The sequence below is a fragment of the Oceanirhabdus seepicola genome (assembly GCF_023684385.1).
GTDB classification, from domain to species: domain Bacteria; phylum Bacillota; class Clostridia; order Clostridiales; family Clostridiaceae; genus Oceanirhabdus; species Oceanirhabdus seepicola.
In genome coordinates this window covers 1056931-1077301 of sequence record NZ_JAGSOJ010000001.1, presented here as the reverse complement: position 1 = coordinate 1077301, position 20371 = coordinate 1056931, and the positions used below count along the sequence as shown (strand labels likewise).

The following is a 20371-nucleotide window of genomic DNA, read 5'->3' as shown; positions in this document are numbered from 1 at the left end:
GTCATCAAGTAACATTTGGGGAGGGGATTTAAGTGTCAGAAAAAGATAATCTTTCAATTTATTTAAGACTAGGAGTAATAACATTAATTCTATTCGTAATTACTATAGGAGTATACTTTTTATGTTTCTATAAACCATATGATCTTATTACTACTAATGTATACATGCCTGAAATTGCAAGTGTAAATCAAAGCATTAAGGATATGAACCGTGATAATTTGATATTCTTTTCCATATTTTCTTTTATAATTTGTATATTTGTTTCTTATATTATATTAATCTTTATTACACCTGTTACTGAAGTTAATGCTAAATTGAAGTCAAAAAAATGTGATAGTAAGATAAACGTAAGTCTTAAAGGTGGGGGGGCATACCGTGTTAACACATACAAGCTAACATTTGAATTGGATAATGGTGATGAAATGAGTTTTCCTGTTTATGATAAACATTATGTCACAATCCTTGAAGGGAATAAGGGGATTATGAAATATAAAAAAGGTCTAGTAAATAGATATGTAGGGTTTTATGTTAAAGAAGTAGAATGATATTTATAATCATTGTAAAAATACGTGAATACATAAATATTGAGTAATAGAGATTATATATGATATAGTTTAAGATATAATTGTTAGATATGACTAATTAAGGAGGAAAACAAAAGATATGGTAAATAGACAAATGATGGACAAGGTTAGAATAAATATTGATAATTATTTTAACAAACTTGAAGGAAATGAGAGGTTCAGTGGGGTTATCTTAGTTTCAATTAATGGGGAAAAAGTAGTTTGTAAAGGTTATGGAATGGCAAATTATGAGTTGGAAATTCCTAACAAATCAAATGCAAGAGTTCGTATTGGGTCGGTTACAAAACAGTTTACAGCTGCGATAATACTCCAATTATGTGAGAAAGGACTATTAAATTTAGATGATACATTAGATAAATATATACCAGACTATCCTGATGGGAATAAAGTAACTATTCATCATCTTTTAACTCATACCTCAGGAATATTCAATTCTACTAGAATTGAAGGTTTCTTGCAAAGTATGAGAAATAAACATAGTGTTGAGGAATTAATTAATGAATTTAAGCACTTGCCTTATGATTTTGAACCAGGAACAAAATACTCATACTCTAATTCAGGATATATATTATTAGGATACATAATAGAAAAGGTTTCTAAGATGACATATGAAGAATATTTACATAAGAATATTTTTGATAAGTCTTCAATGAATGACTCAGGATATGATGATTTTAAAAAAATAATTAAGGGTAGAGCTAGTGGCTATGCGTTAGCAGGGGAAGAAAAAACACTTGCAAACTGTGATTTTATTGATATGAGTGTACCTTATGCAGCAGGAGCATTATATTCAACAGTTGAAGATTTATATAATTGGAATAATAAATTGATAAAAGGTGAGATTCTTAGTGAAAACTCATTAAATCAAATGTTGAGTAAGCATGTTAAAACTGAAGAATGTTATTATGGATATGGACTATTCTTAGATGATATAGAACTTGGCGGAAAAGTTAGAAAGAAGGTATGGCATACTGGAGGGATACCGGGATTTCTTTCATGTAGCAAAGTCTTTCCAGATGATGATATACAAATTATCATGATAACTAATATTGCAAGTGAGTTCTTTGCACCAAAGGTTTCGGATGTAGAGGCTATTGTTTTTGAACATATACAGTAACAGATATCATATCAAATATTACAAATTGTTCTTATAATGAGAAAATAGAGAAATGGGGATATACTATGATAATAGATGAAAAAATTATAGAATGCGAATTAGAATACACAAAATGTTTTTCAGAGTTTTGTGAGAAAGAAAATATAGTTAGATTTCGTGATGATCAATTAAAGGATATGTATTATCACAATTATACATTTATAACAAAACCAATAAGTGAGATTGAGTTGAAAGATATTATTCAAGATGAAATTTCTTTGAGGTTGTCTGAAGAGAGTAATTTTTGTAATTTTCTTTTGAATTCAGATGTCAGCGATTCTCTGTTGGGTAGCCTTAAGTACAAGCCTGAAATATCTACTAGTGGATATTATTCTTTTGATATTTCACAGTTTTCAAGACTAAATGCTCTATCTGATTGCTTAGTAAAGAAGGTCAACAATCAAGAAATGTTAGATGATGTTTTATTTTGTGACTTACAGCATGATGAGAAAAATCTTGGGAAAAATTTTTGTACAAGAAGATGTTACAGACGTGGAAAAGTATATGTTTCTGACAGAGGTGTCAATTCTTATGTTTGTTATTATAATGGAGAAATAATCGGTAATTGTGATTTATTTATGTATAAAGGTGTTGCGAAAATCGAAGATTTTGCTGTTAATCCAATTCATCAGCGTAAAGGATACGGAACAACTATTCTCAAATTCCTAATTGATATAGCAATAAAAGAGAATTGCCATACTATTTATTTGGTTACTGATGAGGATGGTACTGCAAAAGAAATGTATGAAAAAATTGGGTTTAATAAAATAGGTGAAAGAATAGATTTATTTTTTGAACTTTAATAAACTTATGCAAAATTGATAATATAAATATTGATATGGAAAAAATAACTATAATTGTTCTCTGCATAGAATTAATACTCAGGAACCTACTAGGTTCCTTTTAAATTATCATATTATCAACGCTATTTTTATATTGAGACTTAAAATAGATTGAAAAAAGATATAGATAATTAATAAGGGGGATCATGAATGGCGCAAACAAAATTAGTTGAATACAACAATAAATACGCCCAAGCTGTGGCAGATATGTGGAATGAAAGTGAAGAAAGCTGGGGCGGATATGATAGATTAAAAACTAAAGAAGATATTATAGAGGAAGAAGAGATTTCGGGGAATATAAATGTACTTTTAGCCTTAGATGATAAAAAAGTAGTGGGATATTGTAGTTTTTCAGAGTACAAGGAAGAGAAAAATGTTGCATATATACCTATGCTTAATGTAGCACCTAATTATCAAGGGAAGAAAATTGGTAAGAGCCTTGTATTAGGTGCAGTAAAAAAAGCTATTGAGGAAGATTGGAATAGAATAGATTTATACACATGGGCTGGAAATGTACAAGCTATCCCATTGTATAAAAAGTGTGGATTTTTCTGGGAAAAGAGAGATGATATTACCCATCTAATGAATTTTATGCCCATTGTACTAAACACAGAAGTATTAAAAAAATATTTTCGCAGTATAGATTGGTATGAAGATAGCATAAGAAATATAGAAATTGTAACAGATGGAAGAAAAGAAAATGGATTTGAGTTTTTTGAATATATGTGGGAGAAGGATAGTAATAAGCTTAAAGTTGAATTTTGCAAAAAAGGAAGAGGTCTTAGGCTAATAGAAACTGAGGATTACAAAATAAGTATTATCGCAGAAGATAATGAGCTTGTAACTGATAATAAATATAATATTACATATCATATTGTAAATAAAAGTGGAAAGGATTTAAATATAGACATAGAAGGGTTTAATGATAAAAACATTGAATTTAAATTTAAAAAGTCTATTAATGTTCACAATGAAGAGTTTATTTATGGTGAGTTCTATCTAGGTAATATTGATGAGGAGATTAATCCCTTTATAACTCATCCATGTGTTTCTTCCAAGGTAAAGATTAATGGAGAAGAATCTATTTTCAAACTTGGAATAACTCCAAGAAAGCCTATAAAGTTAAATCTAGTTATTCCTCAAAAGTTAATCCATTTAGGAGTAGAATCAATAGGTTATTTAGATATGGAAAATAGATTTAATGAAAATATTAAACTAAATATTCTAATGGAAGATTCAGAGGATATAGCTTTTGTTAATAAGAAGATTATTGTGGATATGAAACCAAAAGAGAAAACTTCCATAGAGATAAATTACATTTTGAAAAAGTATCACTATTTCTCTAAGGATGTAACAGTTCAAATTAGTAAAGTTAATAATGTTTTAGAAAGTAAGATTAATTTATCTGCCATTTTTAAAGGGAACAATGGAATTTTTAATGGTGAGACAAAAAAATCTTGGAACATAATAAATGGAAAGTATTCTGTAGAACTTCAGAAGCTTAATAATGAAATTATAATAGACAATTTAGAGTTAATTCCTTTAGAAAAAGTGCGAATTTTAAGTCCAAGACTAGGACTTCCATTATCATCGGAATTTTCTAAGAAAAATCCTGAAAATATAGAATACGTGAAGGAAGATGAAAGTATTCTTTTAAAAGCTCTCTATGTTTCTAGTGATTTTCCATCCATTGAACTTGAATCTATTACAAAGCTTCAATCAAGTGGTGTTGTGGAGCATTATTATAATATATTTAATGTTAGCGATGATGAAACAGAAAATGATATTTATATAAGTGAAAGTTTTATATTCAATTTAGGTAATGCGTATATACCTTTTGATGATAATGTTGTATCTGTAAAAGGATATTATGGAACTAATTTAGATTATTGGAATACTAAGAGGATAAGTGAAAATTGGTTATTTAGTGAAGATAAAAATATAACCTATGGAATAAGCTGGCCAGATGAATGTAGAATCAAATTTAATGAATGGTATATGTCTATTGATAATAACCTAGGCAAAATTAAAGGGAAGACATGTATAACAACAAAACCTATAGTATTGGCATATGGAGTTTATAATAATTGGCAAGGTTTTAGAAAATTTGTACTAAAAAAATACCAGTTAAAAGAAATGATATCAAAAGATCATTTACATTTATCAATTAATGATGAAAATCCATTTGTTAAGGATGAATTAAAAGCCTCAATAGTGGATTATAAATCTTCTGCTTTTAATGGGAAATTATCTTTAAAGTCTTACAATGAAAGCTTTAAAACTATTGAAAAAATCTATAAAAGTGAAGATGAAATCAGAGAAGAAACATTTAATGTAAAAGTAAACAGTAAAAAGTTAATTGATATGGTTGAATTAAATCTAGACTTTGAAGCAGTAGAGATAAAAAGAAAGCGATGTATTTTTAATGTTGGAAATAATAAAGTGAAAAATGAAATCGTAAATGAAAATGGAGTAGATACATATACAGTTGATAATGGAAATTTAACAATGAAGGTAGCCCCTAAGTTTTCTAATTCATTATATTCCTTAGTGTATAAGGGAAATGAATGGCTAGATAGTGACTTTCCCAAAATAGGAACTAGATCTTGGTGGAGTCCTTGGACAGGGGGAATACTTTGCAGTCCTGGTGAGCCTAATGCACTTCAAAATACTGATGTTTTTGAGGGATTAGATGAAGAAAGAAAGGCTGAATTTATTGAAATAAGTGATAATCATAATAATGTATGGAGTGGAATTAAGCTTAATATTAAGATTAAAGAAAATGAAAAATACAAAGGGTTAGAGATTAATCAGTATTTTTTAACCATGCCACAAATTCCAATGGTATGTTATACTGCAGAGATTATTCAAAACTCAGGTAAGTACTTAAACAATACAGATTTTGTAACAACCATGTTTATAAAGTCAGATGAAAATTTAAAAGACAGTTATTTTATCTCTAAAAATAATTATGGAGATGAAGTAAAGTACAAAGCTGGAGCGGTACAAATGTGTACTTATGATAATGAACTTATGATGTATGGAGGAAATAATAGAAAAGATAAACTTGAGATATATTCCCCAAAAGCATTGTCAGTGGACGGATACTTAGATATAAAAATGAATGGATGTTTTATAAGAAATAAAGTAAGGTTGGCCAATAGTAATAGAGTATTTCTTCCACTTACCTTTATGATGTTTACGGAGGAATATATAGATGAAAATTTATTGAGTGTGTTAAAGGGTATTAAATTGGATAAGTAGAATATAGTCGGTTGCTAGATTATTAATAAAAAGGATAGGTTACTATCAGATTTTTGATAGTAAGCTATCCTTTTTATTAAGGAATTAATGGTGCAAAAAAGACTCAAGTTTAATTATGTATTATCTATGAGGTTTTAAGAGAGTTAGTGCTATGGTACCATTAAAACAGTAATAGATTGGAGATGAAAAAATGAAAAATAAGAAATATTTTGGTTCATTTGTAATGAAATATCTGAAAGGTCAAAGGAAAACCATGATATTACTGGCAGTATTTTTTATTGCAAATATTATGCTTCAGATAATTGCACCACAGATGTTGAGTAATTTTATTGATTCAGCGAAAATGGGGAAAACCTTGGGATATATAAGCATGATAGTTTTGATTTACCTGGGAACAATCATTTTGAAAATGGCTTCAGGTGTATGCGAGTCATATTTTGCACAGCGTTTCGGATGGAAGATTACCAATTCATTCAGAAAAGATGTATTGGCTCACTTTCTGAAAATTGATATGGAACACCATGAGAGGTGGACAAGCGGCGAGGTGATAACAAGGCTGGATGAAGATGTGGAGGGGCTTTTCACCTACTTTTATTTACTGATCTTCAAGATGGTAGGAAGCACTCTTCTTATGGCGGGTGTCCTTATAGTATTAGCATTGAAAAATTTGGTTATTGCTATTGCGATGTTTGTGTTTTGTATTATTGCAGTTTGGGTATTCAAGACCATACAGGATTTTGGAGGGAAATTATATGTTCGTCGTGCAGCAGCAATTTCAAAATTCAACGGGATCATGAAGGAAAGAATCGACAATGTAGTTGAGATACGAACAAACGCTGCTGAGGAATATTATATTCACAGTTTGAATGAGGCAATGAAAAAGCGATTTAAGGAAAGTCTTCCTGCAGGAATGATGTATTCAAGGCTTTGGAGTGCATCAACAGTTCTCGATGCCGTAGCTACTGTGCTTTCATTAGGAATTGCCGTTGTGCTGTGGGACAAAGGTTTTATATCACTGGGAACGGTATATTTAATTCATACATATACGGAGTTGATTTATTATCCACTTCAGGATTTTAGAAATTACCTTAAAAGTCTACAAGAGGCTAAAGCTGGACTTATACGGGTTAGGGAAATGCTGGATATTGAGAGCAGTATTGCTGAAGGTACACGTGAGATAGATGACAGGGATATCACACTTACTGTAAGAGATCTGAGCTTCGGGTATTTTGAGAATAATGATGTGATAAATGATATCTGCTTTGAGCTGAAGCCAGGAGAAAGGCTCGGTGTCATGGGCGAGACGGGGAGTGGGAAAACCACACTTGCGAAGCTTTTGGCGAGATTGTACGAGTTTGAACGGGGAGAGATACTGTTAAATGGAGTAAGTGTAAAGGCGTTGAAAGGAGAAAATCTGAGAGACATAATTGCATACTGCACTCAGGATGTTCAGTTCCTCCATGGGACCTTACGAGATAACATCACTTTATATAACGAGGAATTTTCGGATGGGGTGATACATAACGCTATAAAACAGATGGGACTGGAGCAATGGTTTGAAAAGTTTCCTAAAGGGCTTGATACATATTTGGAGATGGCGGAAAATAATCTATCTGCAGGTGAGGCGCAGCTGATTTCTATAATCCGTTTGTTCCTAAAAGACCCATCAATCGTTATTCTGGATGAAATTTCTTCACGGCTAGATTTTGTGACGGAACAGAGAATTCTATATGCCCTTGATGTTCTTACACAGAACAGAACGGTCATCACTATTGCGCATAAACTTTCGGCGTTGAGATGGACAGACAACATAATGATACTGAATGATGGAAGAATAGTTGAATACGGTAGAAAAGAAGAACTAGAAAAAGATGAATCTGGTAGGTTTTATAGTATGTGCAAAGCTATGGAAACAAGCATGGAGGTGAGAATAGATGAAAAAAACAGGGTTTAATAAGCTTCTGAGGCGATTGCTAGCGTATAGGCCGTGGATTTTCATTATCAGCCTGTTTTGCAATATATTGATTTTCTCACACAGCGCAGCCGTGGCATATTTTATACGTGAGCTTCTGAACACCGTTGAAGCTGGAGTACAGGGCAGTGTGAACATTTTTCAAGAAGTAATTCCCTTTATTGTTGGAATTCTTGGGGTTGCAATGATAAGGGTTGCAGCTATTATGGTATCTGCTGTGATTGATAATATTAGGCGCTTCGATTATGAAAATCTTCTGAGAAACAACATAATGAAGATAGTATATAAAAATAAAAATATTAAAAGCATTGCAGGGAAATCAGAAAAAGTATTTGAGATTGTTGATGATGATGTTCCAGTTTGTGCTTTTCCGGCTGATCTTCTGTCAGAAGTACTGGGATATTTAGTATATTCATTGATTGCAATTTCATCCTTGTTGATAATAAACTGGAGAGTAACGATCTATATCTTTATTCCTCTGTCAATAGGGATACTGATAATCAGAACTGCTTCAAAGAAGATTAAGGAAAACAGAAAGGTGAACCGAGAAATTCATGAAAAAGTAAGCGAGACAATCAGTGATACCTCAAATCTTGTTCAGACAATCAAGATATCTGGTGCTCACAACAACGTCTTGAAGAATTATGAAAAGTTGAACAGGAAAAGGCTTGATGCTGTGTTGAAAGATACCCTGTTTGAATCAATCATACAGGCAGTAACGGGTGGTACGGTGTATATTGGTACGGCTATTATGATGCTTGTTGTAGCTAAAAGTATGATGCAGGGAGAGTTTCCTATAGGTGACTTCAGCATGTTTGTGTGTTATCTTGGAACTCTTGCAAGCTGTGTGGATAGGATTACGGAGTTGGTTGCTGAAACAAAGCAGGCAGAGGTTTCATATGAGCGTATCATGGATCTTGTGGGGACACAGAATGAGAATGAGTTGACCGTACATCATGATTTAAGAGCCTTTAGAGATATGGAGAAATTCGAATATGGATGCATGAAAAGAACGCCGATGGAGGAGTTTGATGTAAAAAATCTTACATACTGCCATGATAACAGAAACGGCATACACGATATAAGTTTTAATCTCAAGCGGGGAGAGATAGTCGTTCTGGCAGGTGGGATTGGTTCGGGAAAATCCACTGTACTCAATGTTCTGATGGGAGTGGTTCCAAAAGATTCGGGTCAGGTTTTCTGGAACGGTACCGAGATTCAGCACCAGAAGGAGTTTTTTATACCGCCGAATGTGGCATACACGCCTCAGATTGCGAGAATGTTCAGCGAGCCAATACGTGAAAATCTACTACTTGGTAAACATACATGTGAGGGCGAAATCAACCATGCCCTGTACCACGCAGTGTTTGAAGGTGATGTGGCAGAAATGGAAAGTGGACTTGATACGCAGGCAGGTAGTCGTGGTAGTAGACTTTCGGGAGGTCAGAAGCAAAGACTTGCACTGGCACGAATGTTTATTCATGATGCAGAGCTGTATGTGATGGATGACAGCTCCAGCGCAATTGATATAGAAACGGAAAAGGAATTTTGGAACCGTTTTGAGAAAAATATTGATAAAAAGAAATTCGCCTGCATAATCGCATCAAACAAAAAGTATGTATTGCAACGGGCGGATAAGATTATATTTTTGAAGAATGGGCATGTCATCGACTGTGGAAAAGCCGAAGAACTGTCAAAACGTTGTGAGGAATTCGCTAGGATTTACATGAGATAGACTCAAAATATCCGTCGCATCTTTGACTTGTTATTTATTTTCATGTACCTAAATAATATCTATAAAACATAAAGGAGATAAATGTATGAAAACAAAGACTGAAATTTTAGAAATCACTAAAAATCAATTGGCACTGGATTATAATTGTCAGCTGTCTGATTTTAAAAAGAATGAAAATACAATAGTTGAAAACAAGCTTCTTAAAGGAAGAAGAATATATGACAGTGATGGATGTTTTTTTAAAGTGGTTTGTTTTGGTGGCAGAGCAATTATCAGCACATCACCAGAAATGATAACTTGGTGTCAAGATAAACTGACTAAGTACGATGCTGCATGGCTTTTTGAATATCCAGCTCTTCGACCAATCGATAAAAAATTGCAAGAATTTGGACATGAAATTGCTGATTGCCATCATTATTATCTTCCAAAGCCTGATGTAGGAGAGATAAAGCCTATTACTGATGTAAAATGGTATGAATATGAAGATATTCTACAATTTGAAGATGATGATAGATTTACAGAGGCGTTCGTCTTTGATAAAAACAGCCCAGATATGCTTGCGGTTGCAGCTGTGGAAGGAAACAAAATAATGGGCATGGCAGGGGCTAGTTCAGATAGCGAAACTCTATGGCAAATAGGTATTGATGTTTTGCCAGAATACCGTGGTAGGGGCATAGGAACAAACTTAGTTGGACTTTTAAAAGATGAGATTTTAAAGCGAGGGAAAATACCATTCTATGGTACTGTGGAATCCCACATATATTCCCAGAATATTGCTGTGAATGCTGGTTTCTTTCCAGCATGGGCTGAACTTCATTCAAAAGCAATGAAGTAGACTTTATTGAATTTTTATGTTCTCAGTATAGATAAGTAGTAACGTTAATTTTAACAAGGAAGGGGTAAATATTTTGAGTATTACATTTAGATATTATACAGATGAAGATTTTTTAAAATTAGAAGAACTTATTTTAGCTAGTTATGGGTGGGGAAATCCACCATGGGGATTAAGTCGTCATGAGTTTTGTCGTGGAGCTCACAGTGCATGGGGGAATGTAAAAGATAATTGGAGACATACCGTTGGGATATGGGAAGAAGATGAAAATATTATTTCAGCAGTTATATGTGAAGGCGCATGGAACGCAGATGCATTTTTCCTTTTTGATTCTTCAGAAAGACAAAGAGACAGCGAACTACTTGAGAGAATGTTTCATCATGCAGAAACACATTTGTCCTGTTTTACAAAAGACTATAAAAATAATACCAGATATTTGCATTTAAGAATTCCACCAGAGTATGATTTGATAAGAAAGATGGCAAAAGAAAGAGGGTATGGGTTATCACAGAAGGTAGAGCGGTCACTGATACTTCCTTTTGCAGGAAAGAAATTTGATGTTGTTCTTCCAGAGGGATATACCATAGTTGATGGAAACCAAACACCAGACTTTTTCCTTTCCAATACCCATATGTTTTCTTTTAACTATACACTTCCAACAGCGGAAACTGGTGAAAGAGGATTTCATGATTTGAGACAAATGCCAGGGTATAAACCAGAACTTGATTTGTGCGTATTGGATAATGAAGGAAAGCCAGTGGGATTTGCTATCATCTGGTATAACGACAAAATGCCTTATTGTGAATTAGAGCCACTTGGAGTTGTATGGTGGTGTAGACGTAAGGGAATAGCAAGAACATTGATATATGAGGCAGCCAACCGTGTTATGAAGATGGCGCCACAGTGTAGAGGAATACTTGGAGGAGACCAGCAATTCTATTGGGATTTAGGGTTTAAAGTTGAAACAAGTAATGAAATATGGGATTGGAGCAGAAAATTTTAGAAGTATATAGCAAAGAGGGTATAGACTTAATAAAAGTCTTACCCTCTTTATTCATAAGAGTATAGTAAAGAAAAATATCAATTGTTTTAACATAAATGCTCAACTTTAGTTATGTATTGTTTATGAGGTTTTTTGAGCGAGAAAGCTATGATACCATTAAAACAGATACATTCGAGGGACTACATACCATCGGGGAAGATATTGGGATGAAATCCATTATGGTTTGTTTGCAGATGAGTTTAATGCACTTCATAGAAAATCATAAGGAATTCAAGTTTTTTAGTTTAAGGTAATGTGAATAGAGTAATTACAACGTAATAGTATTATTGTGTAGTAATAGAAATGTGAAAACATACATTAGAGTAGTTAATTCTACGTAAAATGTAATAGGAGGTTATATGATGGCTATAAGTAAAAGAAATTTTAAGTGTGAAAGAGACTTTGAACGGGTTAACAGGTTCCTAAGTGATACATATATCTTGAATCAGAGAGTTTATAATTGGGAAAATGCCCGTTGGTCGTTTAATAGATTTTGTATCCATAATAATGAAGAAGCCACAGGCAATAGGTTGTGGGAAAGTGGAGTTCAGATATGGGAAGATGGTGGCGTGATAGTAGGTGTTTGTCATTATGAGGACCCAGGAGATTATTTCTTACAAATCCATCCTGAATATAAGGAAATTGAGGAAGAAATGCTCGTTTGGGCTATGAAAAATTGTAGAGAATTATACCCCAATATTGAAAATATCCATGTTTCATCACACTTTGATGATGAAAAGCGTAAGTCTTTACTCTTAAAATATGGTGGAATAAAAAATGAGTTTGTTGATGATAACAGGAAGTTAACCATCAGTAGAGAATTTGAACTACCCGACCTTCCTGAAGGATATAAAATCATAAATATTGATACTTCAAATAGAAATATGTGTGAAAAAGTATCCAGACTGTACACAAAGATTTGGCCAACCAGTGTGTATATGCCAAATGGTGAGACGGTGATGAGTTTCATTAACTCACCAGCTTTTAACAGTGAGTTGTCTTTTGTTGTAGTAAATGAAAAGGATGAGTATGTGGCTTTTTATGTTTTATGGAGTGACAGCTACAATAAGCACGCCCACCTGTATCCTTTTGGCATAGATCCTAAATATAGAGAAAGTGTGATTCCTAAGGTTATTCTGGGAGTTGGCATTAATACCATTTATAATCGGGGGTTTGAAAGTTTAACATTAAGTGCCTGGTATAGTGAGGAAGAAGAGGTTGTATTTGAAAGCTTCGAATTTGTGAAGACTGGATATGGTGAGACCTATAAGTTGACGTTATAGTTTAGGATTTTATAACCTGAACCACGTCATAAGTAGTGTGAAATTTAATATTAGTTTTGAGTAACAATAGTATAGTGGAGTATAAGCAAAGAGGGTATAGACTCCAAGTCTTATCCTCTTTATTCATAAGAGTATAGTAAAGAAAAATATCAATTGTTTTAACATAAATGCTCAACTTTAGTTATGTATTGTTTATGAGGTTTTTTGTGATAGGCTACTATGTTACCATTAAAATAGATAAAGATGGAAAAAAGATTTTACTAAGAATCACATACCTTAATTATTATAGATGGAATACACAGAAAAGGATTAAAAACACTAGAGATTAAAAGGAGATTTTAAATATGAATGATTGGAATATAAATAATAAAATATATGAATTAGGAAAAGGATATACGCTGGAGGCTGCAGAAAAGGAAGAGTATTCTAAATATTATGCAGTTTACTTCAAAGGTGATGTAGGATTCAAGAAGAATTTTAAGCAAAAAATGGCAGTAGTTTCAGAGGATGACTTTTGTTTCTGGATAAAGAAAGATGATGTGAAAATTGGAGGAGTTTTTCTAGAACCAAATTTTATTCAGGAATTATTCTTAATACCACCATTTGATAACGCTTATGAGGTATTAAAATTAATTAAGAGAATATTAATTCATTGGTCAGATAGAAGTAAAGATATTGAAGCTAATGTGGTGATTCCTTCACAAGTTGAAATTTATGAGAAGCTTGGATTTAGAATTGTAGAAACAGGAAGATGGATGTTAAGTCCAACGAGAAAATTTGATGTTAAATGGGATGACAAACTTCAAGTTGTATTACCTAATAAAGATCACACAGAAGAATTAGGAAAGTTATTCTATGAAGCGTTTAAAAATGCACCTGGACAGAAGTTTAGTTTAAAGGAACGTACAGAATTTGTGGAATACTACTTTGAACATAATTCACATATTGAAATGTTAAATAAGGCATCTTCAGTAATATTTGATAGGGAAACAAATGAATTAATTGGTGTATGTTTAATATCTGAGTATAATGAATGGCCGCTAATATATGATATTGCTGTTAGAGAAGATTATAGGGGGAGAGGAGTTGCTTCTAAATTATTAAAGAAAAGCTTAACAGTTTTAAAAGATAAATATTCAGCAGTAAGACTACATGTAGAAGGTGGAAATGACGCTGAAACAGTTTATTACGATAACGGATTTTTACCTGGAATCAAATTAACATCCTTGATAATACCTTCAGAGAATTTGTAGGATACCATTAAGATAGAAAGAGGACAACAAATATGAAATTTAAAGATTTTGAATACAAGAGAGCTGATATAAAAGATATTAAAAGGAATTTTCAAGTATTGATAAAGAAATTTAATGAAGCTGATTCTTTTGAGGAACAGTGTTCAGTAATAGATGAGATTAATATTATAAGAGATGATTTTACATCAATGAACTCACTAAGCTTTATAAGAAAGAGTTTAGGAGTGAATAAAGAATTTTATAGTAAAGAATTGGATTATTATGATGAGGCTGAACCTATTCTAGATGGATTAGTTTGTGATTATTATAAAGCTTTAGATAACTCAAAATTCAAGGATTTGCATAGAGAAAAATATGGAGATCAGCTATTCAATTTAGCAGAAATGAAGATGAAATGTATTTCAGATAACATAATAGAAGAGCTGCAGCAGGAGAAAAAGCTGGTAACAGAATATGTTAATCGAGGACAATCATTTAAGATTGAATTTGAGGGAGAAGAACTTGGAAGATGGGATTTTGATCCATATATAGATTCTCAAGATAGAAATATTAGAAAGAGAGCATTTGAAGTTCAAACTGAGTTATATAAAGAGCATGAGAAAGAAATGCAAGAAATATTTGATAGGTTCGTGAAATTAAGACATAAGATGGCTCTTAAGATGGGTTATGAGAACTTTGTTGATATGGGATATGCACGTATGAATAGAATTGGCTATGATAAAGACATGGTTGCTAAATTCAGAAAACAGGTATTAGAGTATGTTGTACCTTTAAATAAGGAACTTATAAGAAGACAAGCCGAAAGACTTGGTATAGAAACAGTCAAGTATTATGATGAAGCAGTACAGTTTTTAGATGGTAATGCTGAATTGAAAGGTGATATTAATCTAATTATTGAGAAAACATTAAAAATGTATAAAGAATTATCACCTGAAACCAGTGAGTTTTTTAAGTATATAGTAGAAAAAGATCTTTTTGATGTTGAGAATAGAGAAGGAAAAGAAGAAGGAGGTTTCTGCGAGTATATACCAAAATATAAAGCTCCATTTATATACTCTGTATATAGAGGAACAATAGATGATTTTAATGTATTCACTCATGAAGCTGGACATGCTTTCCAAAAATATTTATGTGCAAACTACGAAATACCAGAGTATTGTTCCTCATCAGAGGATATAAGTGAAATTCATTCAATGAGTATGGAATTTCTAACAGAGCCATGGGGAGAAGATTTCTTTGGTGAAGATGCTGAGAAATATAAGTTTTCACATATGTGTAATGCATTATCCTTGCTAACTTATATTTGTGTAGTTGATGAGTTTCAGCATTTTATTTATGAAAAACCTGAGGCAACATATGAAGAAAGGAATAGTTTCTGGAGAGAACTTGAAAAGAAATATCTTCCATATAGAGACTATGAAGAGAATACATTCCTTGATAAAGGTGCCTATTGGCTTCGTCAATCTCATATTTTCTGGGGACCGTTTTACTATATTGATTATGGGTTAGCACAGGTGGCTGCATTCAATTTCTGGTATAAAGCTAAGGAGAATAGAGAAGAGGCTTGGAAAGATTATATGAAAGTATGCAAATCAGGTGGAAGCAAGTCTTTCGTGGAGGTTGTTAAGTTAGGAAACTTAAAAAATCCTTTTGAAGAGGGAAGTATTGAAAAGATTGCTCAATCAATTAGAGAATGGGTGCTTGGGGTTGAAGAAGAATTGGCAAAATAAGGGGGGGATCAACGGTACTTACACTTTGTCCAGAGCAATTTCCAGCACCAAATAGATTATATGAATCAGTGGGATTTAAGGTGGTTGGAAATTCATATGTATGGAGGAAAATTTAAAGGGGGGCTTAATATGAAATTTAAATTTGTTCCAATGAATTTGGAATATGCACAAGAAATGATTCAGAATTGGAAATATGATGGTGAATATCATATATATGATTATAAAAATGAAGAGGAATTTTTGCTAGAAAAAGAAACATGGGGATTAGGAAAATTTGCAGTTTTAAATGAAGAAGATAAACTTATTGGAGAATTAAATATAGAGTTCTTCAAAGAAGGTGAGGAAGATTCAGAAGATGAGGGTTACGTTGAGCATGAAGTGGTTAAAAATAATCCTCAAAATATATACGAAATGTGGATGGGATGGGGATTAAATCCCAAATTGTGCGGAAAAGGTCATGGGAAAAAATTCGTTTCACAATGTATTGATTTTGCAGTAAAAGAGTACGACTACAAAGGGGAATTTGTTAGATGTGGAGTTGCTGCTTTTAATGAAAGAGCTATCAAGGTATATGAAAGAGTAGGTTTTGAAACATTTCATATACATGAAGGTGAAATTGCTAATGAAAAGTTTAAAATTTATCATATGAGAAAAAAATTAATTTAATTGTATTTTTTATTAATAATCAAAATTAAAGAACAGTTTGGGGGAATTGATTATGGAAAGATATAAAAATATAAATTCAGTCAATGAAGTAAATGATATTCTTGGAGGTTTTCAAGATTTATATAAAGAAAAAGATATGACAAAGGTTGATGATTATGTAAATGAAGTATTTTCTTCAAAGGAGGGACTTGTAGTATTTGGAAGTAGCATGGAGCAGTGGTGTTTTAATACTGATGATATAAAAACACTTATAAAATCTCATTTGGCTAATGAAAATAACTACTGGAAAGATATAAATTTTAAATTTGAAGAAGCTAAGGTCTTTGCAAATGAAAATGTAGCTTGGGTTGTTTCTATTGGAATTATTAAGAATATAATATCTGAAGATAAACACATTGAAGACACTATTGAGAAAGTAAAAGAAATCTTAGGTGGAGAAAACAAGTGTAAGATAAATGCACTTAAAACAGCAAGTAATATGGCTAATACATTAAGACAGATAGAACAAGGTGAAAATTATATATGGCCTTTTAGGTTTACTTGCGTACTTATAAAGGAAAATGATACTTGGAAATTTCATCAAATGCAGTTTTCCTTTGATTCAGAGTCATGGCCATATAGATTAAATGATGAAACCTATGATAAACGTATATTTGAAATGCCTAAAACAAACTCAAATAAAGAGTATGAAGAAGTTAGAAAAACACTTCAGGTATTTCAAGATGGATATACAAAAAGGGATGTAAATTATGTTGATGAATATATGAAGGAAGTTTTTCTATTAAATGAGGATTTAGTGGTAATAGGAACAGATGCAGATGAACTTTGCTTAGGTGTTGAGGCTGCAAGAGGAATTGTTGAATCAGATTGGAAATATTGGGGGGACTTTAAGTTTAATGTAGATAATGCATTGATATCTGTTAATGGTGATATTGCTTACTTTACTACAAAAGCATTTTTAAAAAGAATTGCATCTGATCAAAAGATACTTGAATGGGTTAATGATTCAAATGAATATACATTTAATTCTGAAGAGTCACCAAAACAAAAACTATTGACAGCTCTTTATGGTACGATAGATTATATTTACCATATGGAAAAAGGAGAGACCATTATTATACCAATGAGATTTTCCGGAGTTTTAGTGAAAAAAGAAGGAAAATGGCTTATTCAACATCTACAATACTCAGACTACAATGAGGGAATGCCAGAAGTGAGAAAATTTTAGTGATAGAGTTACAAGTAACTATATACGAGGGACACAATTATATTTTGTCCAAATTTCTAATGCTACTGACTTAACAGGCATGAAATTGAAAACCTTGGACAGTAATTAAGAATATGTATAAAAATATAAAACTTCAAGAGTAAATGGTGAAGCTAAAAAATGGAAGTCAAAATGACTTCCATTTTTATGGTTATAATATCAAGATTCTCACGTAAGTGAGAATCATCAATCATTATCCATTATCCATTATCAATTATCCATTTGTTTTCAGGCACGTTAGTGCCATTATTTAAACTGACTCTCATGTTTCTTGAAGAAATCAATACGTGGCTCTAAGAACTTAATTTCATGGTCAGAAGCATTATCCATAAAGGTACTTAGAGGTTCGAAAATATATTCCCAATCCCAAAGGTTTTCATTAACTTGTAAATATTCTCTTACCATCTCACAGCTGCTTGGAGCAATAGGATGAATCAGTGTCAGTGCTGTTCTTACCCCATAGAATGAATCTATCAAAACTTGTTTTCTAAGTTCATCATTCTCATCTGTATCTGCTTTTTTCATTTGATTTACCCAGTATTTATTCAGTTTACGGATAAAACTATCGAGAACATAAATTATACGATGGAAATCATGATTAAACATATGACGCTCGTACTCAAGAACTGAATCCTTAGATAAAGAAATAAATTCTTCACTAACTTCACCTTCCGGAATCTTTGAATCAAAGTGTTTCTGTGTTGTGTAGAAACATGATCTCACAAGACGGTTAAACACATTAGTTAGCAAGTTACCATCTTTTAATACTGTATCTGGACCTTGACGCTCTTCCTCGGGCATATAAACTTGTGGCATAAAACTTACACTCTTCTTAGCTAATCCAAGACTTAAAAAGTGCATACGTAACTGCTCTGGAGTGTAGTGATCCAATAACTCTTTTGCCATTGGGGGTTTTATATCACTACTGCTGCTTGCTTTTTTATCCATAAAGAGCACATGATTATTTGGAATTAAATGCGGCAAGTTCATTGTCGCCCAGTTAATTTCATCTTGACTTTCTTTACCTTGCAGAGCTAGGAACACTGCCATTTCAGCAATACCATAGAAATATATATTATCCTCGCCGATGAATTGATAAACTTTAGAATCTTCTCCTTGCCACCAGTTAGTCCAGTCTTCAGAATTTTTACCAATGGATTCTAAATAAGCTCTAGTAAATGAGATAGGTGCCCAAAGTGATTCTGGCCATACCCAGAATGTTAGTTCATCAAGACCTTCTTTTTCAGGTACTTTAATGCCCCAATCGATGTTTCCAGTTAATCTAAATGGAACAAGTGTCTTACCTGTTCTAAAATGAAGCCCCATCTCTTCCATCACTTCTCTTGCTTTGTCACGATCAGCTAAGCTTTCAAAGATAAAAGTAAGAGATGGTTTCTTTGGTTCATCAATAAGTGTATGCTTTGGTAGCTTCTTTACAAGACCTTCAACATCACCATCTAATTGCTTACGTTTTACATATATTATTGGCTCTTTAAGGAATTCTTCAATGGTCTTCAAAAGATATTTTCTTGCATTTGAATTTCTTTTTAAATCATCTACTTGGTTTTGAAGAGCATCTTTATATTCATCTAATTTAAAATACCAGTTAGTTACTTCTACTAGCTCTGGTTTTTTACCTGATAAGGTACTCTTTGGATCAATCAATTCACTTGGCATATACATATGTCCCAGTGAACACTCATCTGCATAACCTTTATCAGATTGACACCCTTCAATAGGACACTTACCAACAACTTGTCGGCCATTTAACAATACTTTAAAATCAGGATCATAAAATTGTGGTGTGGATAGCTTTTCAAGAAATCCGCCTTCATATAACTCATTGAATATTTCTTCTGAGACTTCCTTGTGTATTTCAGCTGCACGGTCTAAACCTGATGCTGCATAAAGGTTAAGGCTCATCTCATATTCATCTAAAACCGATTTTTGCTTATCATGATTTTGTCTAACATAGTCTTCTATACTTCCAGTGAATGTACCTTCTTCAACAAGCTTACGATAGTTTGCTGAGATTGGTGATCCATAACAATCTGTACCAGAAACAAAAATTACATTGTCTTTACCTATACGGTCTCTTAAAAATCTTGCATATGTGTCAGCATGAATAAACACACCACCAACATGCCCGAAATGCAGTTCTTTATTACCATAAGGCATACCAGCAGTAATAACAGCTTTTTTAGGAAATATCGGTCGTTTTATATTTTTCTCTTTCATAATCATTCTCCTCGTATAATAATGTTTTCAAAGATAAAGCCATATTTTCAAGTAAGGTAATTTTATAATAAATAACTAGTTATAGGTTTTAAACTGGCTTATTATTTATTTAAAATTGCCTAAAAAAGTATATAAAAAAACACCTCCTATAGCTAGCTATAGGGGCGATTATATCGCGGTACCACCCTAGTTTATTAATATGTCACCATACTAATCTCATCAAGTACAAAATTATACTCTAGTTCTGTAACGTGAACAAACGTCATAGCATCACCTATTTTCACATGCCTAAAATAAGATCCGTATGCAGCTCCAAGTCTTGGTTCATCAAATTTTCAACTGTTCCATCTCAGCATAAGGAACTCTCTGTAAGCTTCTAATATGATTACTCTTCTCTTCATTGCTTTTATGTTTTGAATATATTAAAAAAATTGTGTTTTGTCAAGGGGGCAAAAGAAATTTTATCAAAATTCTGATATTTTACTTCGGTTTCCTTTTATTATAATC

The 20371-nt window shown here is 32.5% G+C and carries 14 protein-coding genes and 1 other annotated feature; of the genes, 13 read left to right on the top strand and 1 reads right to left on the bottom strand.

All coding sequences use genetic code 11. The features are described from left to right. The first annotated feature begins 32 nt into the window (after positions 1-32). The 13 genes from KDK92_RS04600 (at position 33) to KDK92_RS04540 (ending at position 17587) form a co-directional block, all read left to right on the top strand. Positions 33-545 (top strand): DUF2500 family protein, encoded by a 513-nt coding sequence (locus tag KDK92_RS04600; protein WP_250857881.1) that lies wholly within the window; start codon positions 33-35, stop codon positions 543-545. A gap of 118 nt (positions 546-663) precedes the next feature. After that, positions 664-1701 carry a serine hydrolase domain-containing protein gene (locus KDK92_RS04595; RefSeq protein ID WP_250857880.1) on the top strand — a complete coding sequence of 346 codons (1038 nt, stop codon included), beginning with the start codon at positions 664-666 and terminating at the stop codon, positions 1699-1701. Positions 1702-1766: 65 nt separating this feature from the next. After that, entirely contained in the window at positions 1767-2543 is a 777-nt protein-coding gene (locus KDK92_RS04590; RefSeq protein ID WP_250857879.1) for a GNAT family N-acetyltransferase, read from the top strand. 189 nt (positions 2544-2732) lie between these two features. Beyond that, positions 2733-5846 carry a GNAT family N-acetyltransferase gene (locus KDK92_RS04585; protein ID WP_250857878.1) on the top strand — a complete coding sequence of 1038 codons (3114 nt, stop codon included), beginning with the start codon at positions 2733-2735 and terminating at the stop codon, positions 5844-5846. Positions 5847-6036: 190 nt separating this feature from the next. Continuing rightward, positions 6037-7800, top strand: a complete 1764-nt coding sequence (locus KDK92_RS04580; RefSeq protein ID WP_250857877.1) for an ABC transporter ATP-binding protein — start codon at positions 6037-6039, stop codon at positions 7798-7800. Continuing rightward, positions 7781-9553 (top strand): ABC transporter ATP-binding protein, encoded by a 1773-nt coding sequence (locus KDK92_RS04575; protein ID WP_250857876.1) that lies wholly within the window; start codon positions 7781-7783, stop codon positions 9551-9553. Before KDK92_RS04580 ends, KDK92_RS04575 begins: the two co-directional genes overlap by 20 nt. Positions 9554-9638: 85 nt before the next feature. Next, positions 9639-10388 (top strand): GNAT family N-acetyltransferase, encoded by a 750-nt coding sequence (locus KDK92_RS04570; protein ID WP_250857875.1) that lies wholly within the window; start codon positions 9639-9641, stop codon positions 10386-10388. Positions 10389-10461: 73 nt separating this feature from the next. Next, positions 10462-11388, top strand: coding sequence for a GNAT family N-acetyltransferase (locus KDK92_RS04565; RefSeq protein WP_250857874.1), 927 nt, complete (start codon positions 10462-10464; stop codon positions 11386-11388). 401 nt (positions 11389-11789) lie between these two features. Beyond that, on the top strand, positions 11790-12710 hold the full coding sequence (locus tag KDK92_RS04560; protein ID WP_250857873.1) for a hypothetical protein: 921 nt from the start codon (positions 11790-11792) through the stop codon (positions 12708-12710). 344 nt (positions 12711-13054) lie between these two features. After that, positions 13055-13963 carry a GNAT family N-acetyltransferase gene (locus KDK92_RS04555; RefSeq protein WP_250857872.1) on the top strand — a complete coding sequence of 303 codons (909 nt, stop codon included), beginning with the start codon at positions 13055-13057 and terminating at the stop codon, positions 13961-13963. Between the two features lie 32 nt (positions 13964-13995). Next, the gene (locus KDK92_RS04550; protein WP_250857871.1) at positions 13996-15693 is read left to right on the top strand and encodes a M3 family oligoendopeptidase; all 1698 of its coding nucleotides are present in this window, start codon (positions 13996-13998) and stop codon (positions 15691-15693) included. Positions 15694-15822: 129 nt separating this feature from the next. Further along, entirely contained in the window at positions 15823-16359 is a 537-nt protein-coding gene (locus KDK92_RS04545; RefSeq protein WP_250857870.1) for a GNAT family N-acetyltransferase, read from the top strand. A 52-nt stretch (positions 16360-16411) separates the two neighbouring features. Next, complete coding sequence (locus tag KDK92_RS04540) at positions 16412-17587, top strand: nuclear transport factor 2 family protein (protein WP_250857869.1); 1176 nt, start codon at positions 16412-16414, stop codon at positions 17585-17587. A 285-nt stretch (positions 17588-17872) separates the two neighbouring features. Here KDK92_RS04540 and KDK92_RS04535 read toward each other — a convergent pair whose 3' ends face one another. Beyond that, positions 17873-19864, bottom strand: coding sequence for a class I tRNA ligase family protein (locus KDK92_RS04535; RefSeq protein ID WP_250857868.1), 1992 nt, complete (start codon positions 19862-19864; stop codon positions 17873-17875). Positions 19865-20021: 157 nt separating this feature from the next. After that, positions 20022-20274: a binding site (T-box leader), on the bottom strand. Between the last annotated feature and the right edge of the window lie 97 nt (positions 20275-20371).

Excerpts from the sequence above, each read along its gene's own strand:
- KDK92_RS04595 (WP_250857880.1), top strand. The coding sequence starts at position 664 with ATGGTAAATAGACAAATGATGGACAAGGTTAGAATAAATATTGATAAT.
- KDK92_RS04590 (WP_250857879.1), top strand. The coding sequence starts at position 1,767 with ATGATAATAGATGAAAAAATTATAGAATGCGAATTAGAATACACAAAA.
- KDK92_RS04585 (WP_250857878.1), top strand. The coding sequence starts at position 2,733 with ATGGCGCAAACAAAATTAGTTGAATACAACAATAAATACGCCCAAGCT.
- KDK92_RS04580 (WP_250857877.1), top strand. The coding sequence starts at position 6,037 with ATGAAAAATAAGAAATATTTTGGTTCATTTGTAATGAAATATCTGAAA.
- KDK92_RS04575 (WP_250857876.1), top strand. The coding sequence starts at position 7,781 with ATGAAAAAAACAGGGTTTAATAAGCTTCTGAGGCGATTGCTAGCGTAT.
- KDK92_RS04570 (WP_250857875.1), top strand. The coding sequence starts at position 9,639 with ATGAAAACAAAGACTGAAATTTTAGAAATCACTAAAAATCAATTGGCA.
- KDK92_RS04560 (WP_250857873.1), top strand. The coding sequence starts at position 11,790 with ATGGCTATAAGTAAAAGAAATTTTAAGTGTGAAAGAGACTTTGAACGG.
- KDK92_RS04555 (WP_250857872.1), top strand. The coding sequence starts at position 13,055 with ATGAATGATTGGAATATAAATAATAAAATATATGAATTAGGAAAAGGA.
- KDK92_RS04550 (WP_250857871.1), top strand. The coding sequence starts at position 13,996 with ATGAAATTTAAAGATTTTGAATACAAGAGAGCTGATATAAAAGATATT.
- KDK92_RS04545 (WP_250857870.1), top strand. The coding sequence starts at position 15,823 with ATGAAATTTAAATTTGTTCCAATGAATTTGGAATATGCACAAGAAATG.
- KDK92_RS04540 (WP_250857869.1), top strand. The coding sequence starts at position 16,412 with ATGGAAAGATATAAAAATATAAATTCAGTCAATGAAGTAAATGATATT.
- KDK92_RS04535 (WP_250857868.1), bottom strand. The coding sequence starts at position 19,864 with ATGAAAGAGAAAAATATAAAACGACCGATATTTCCTAAAAAAGCTGTT.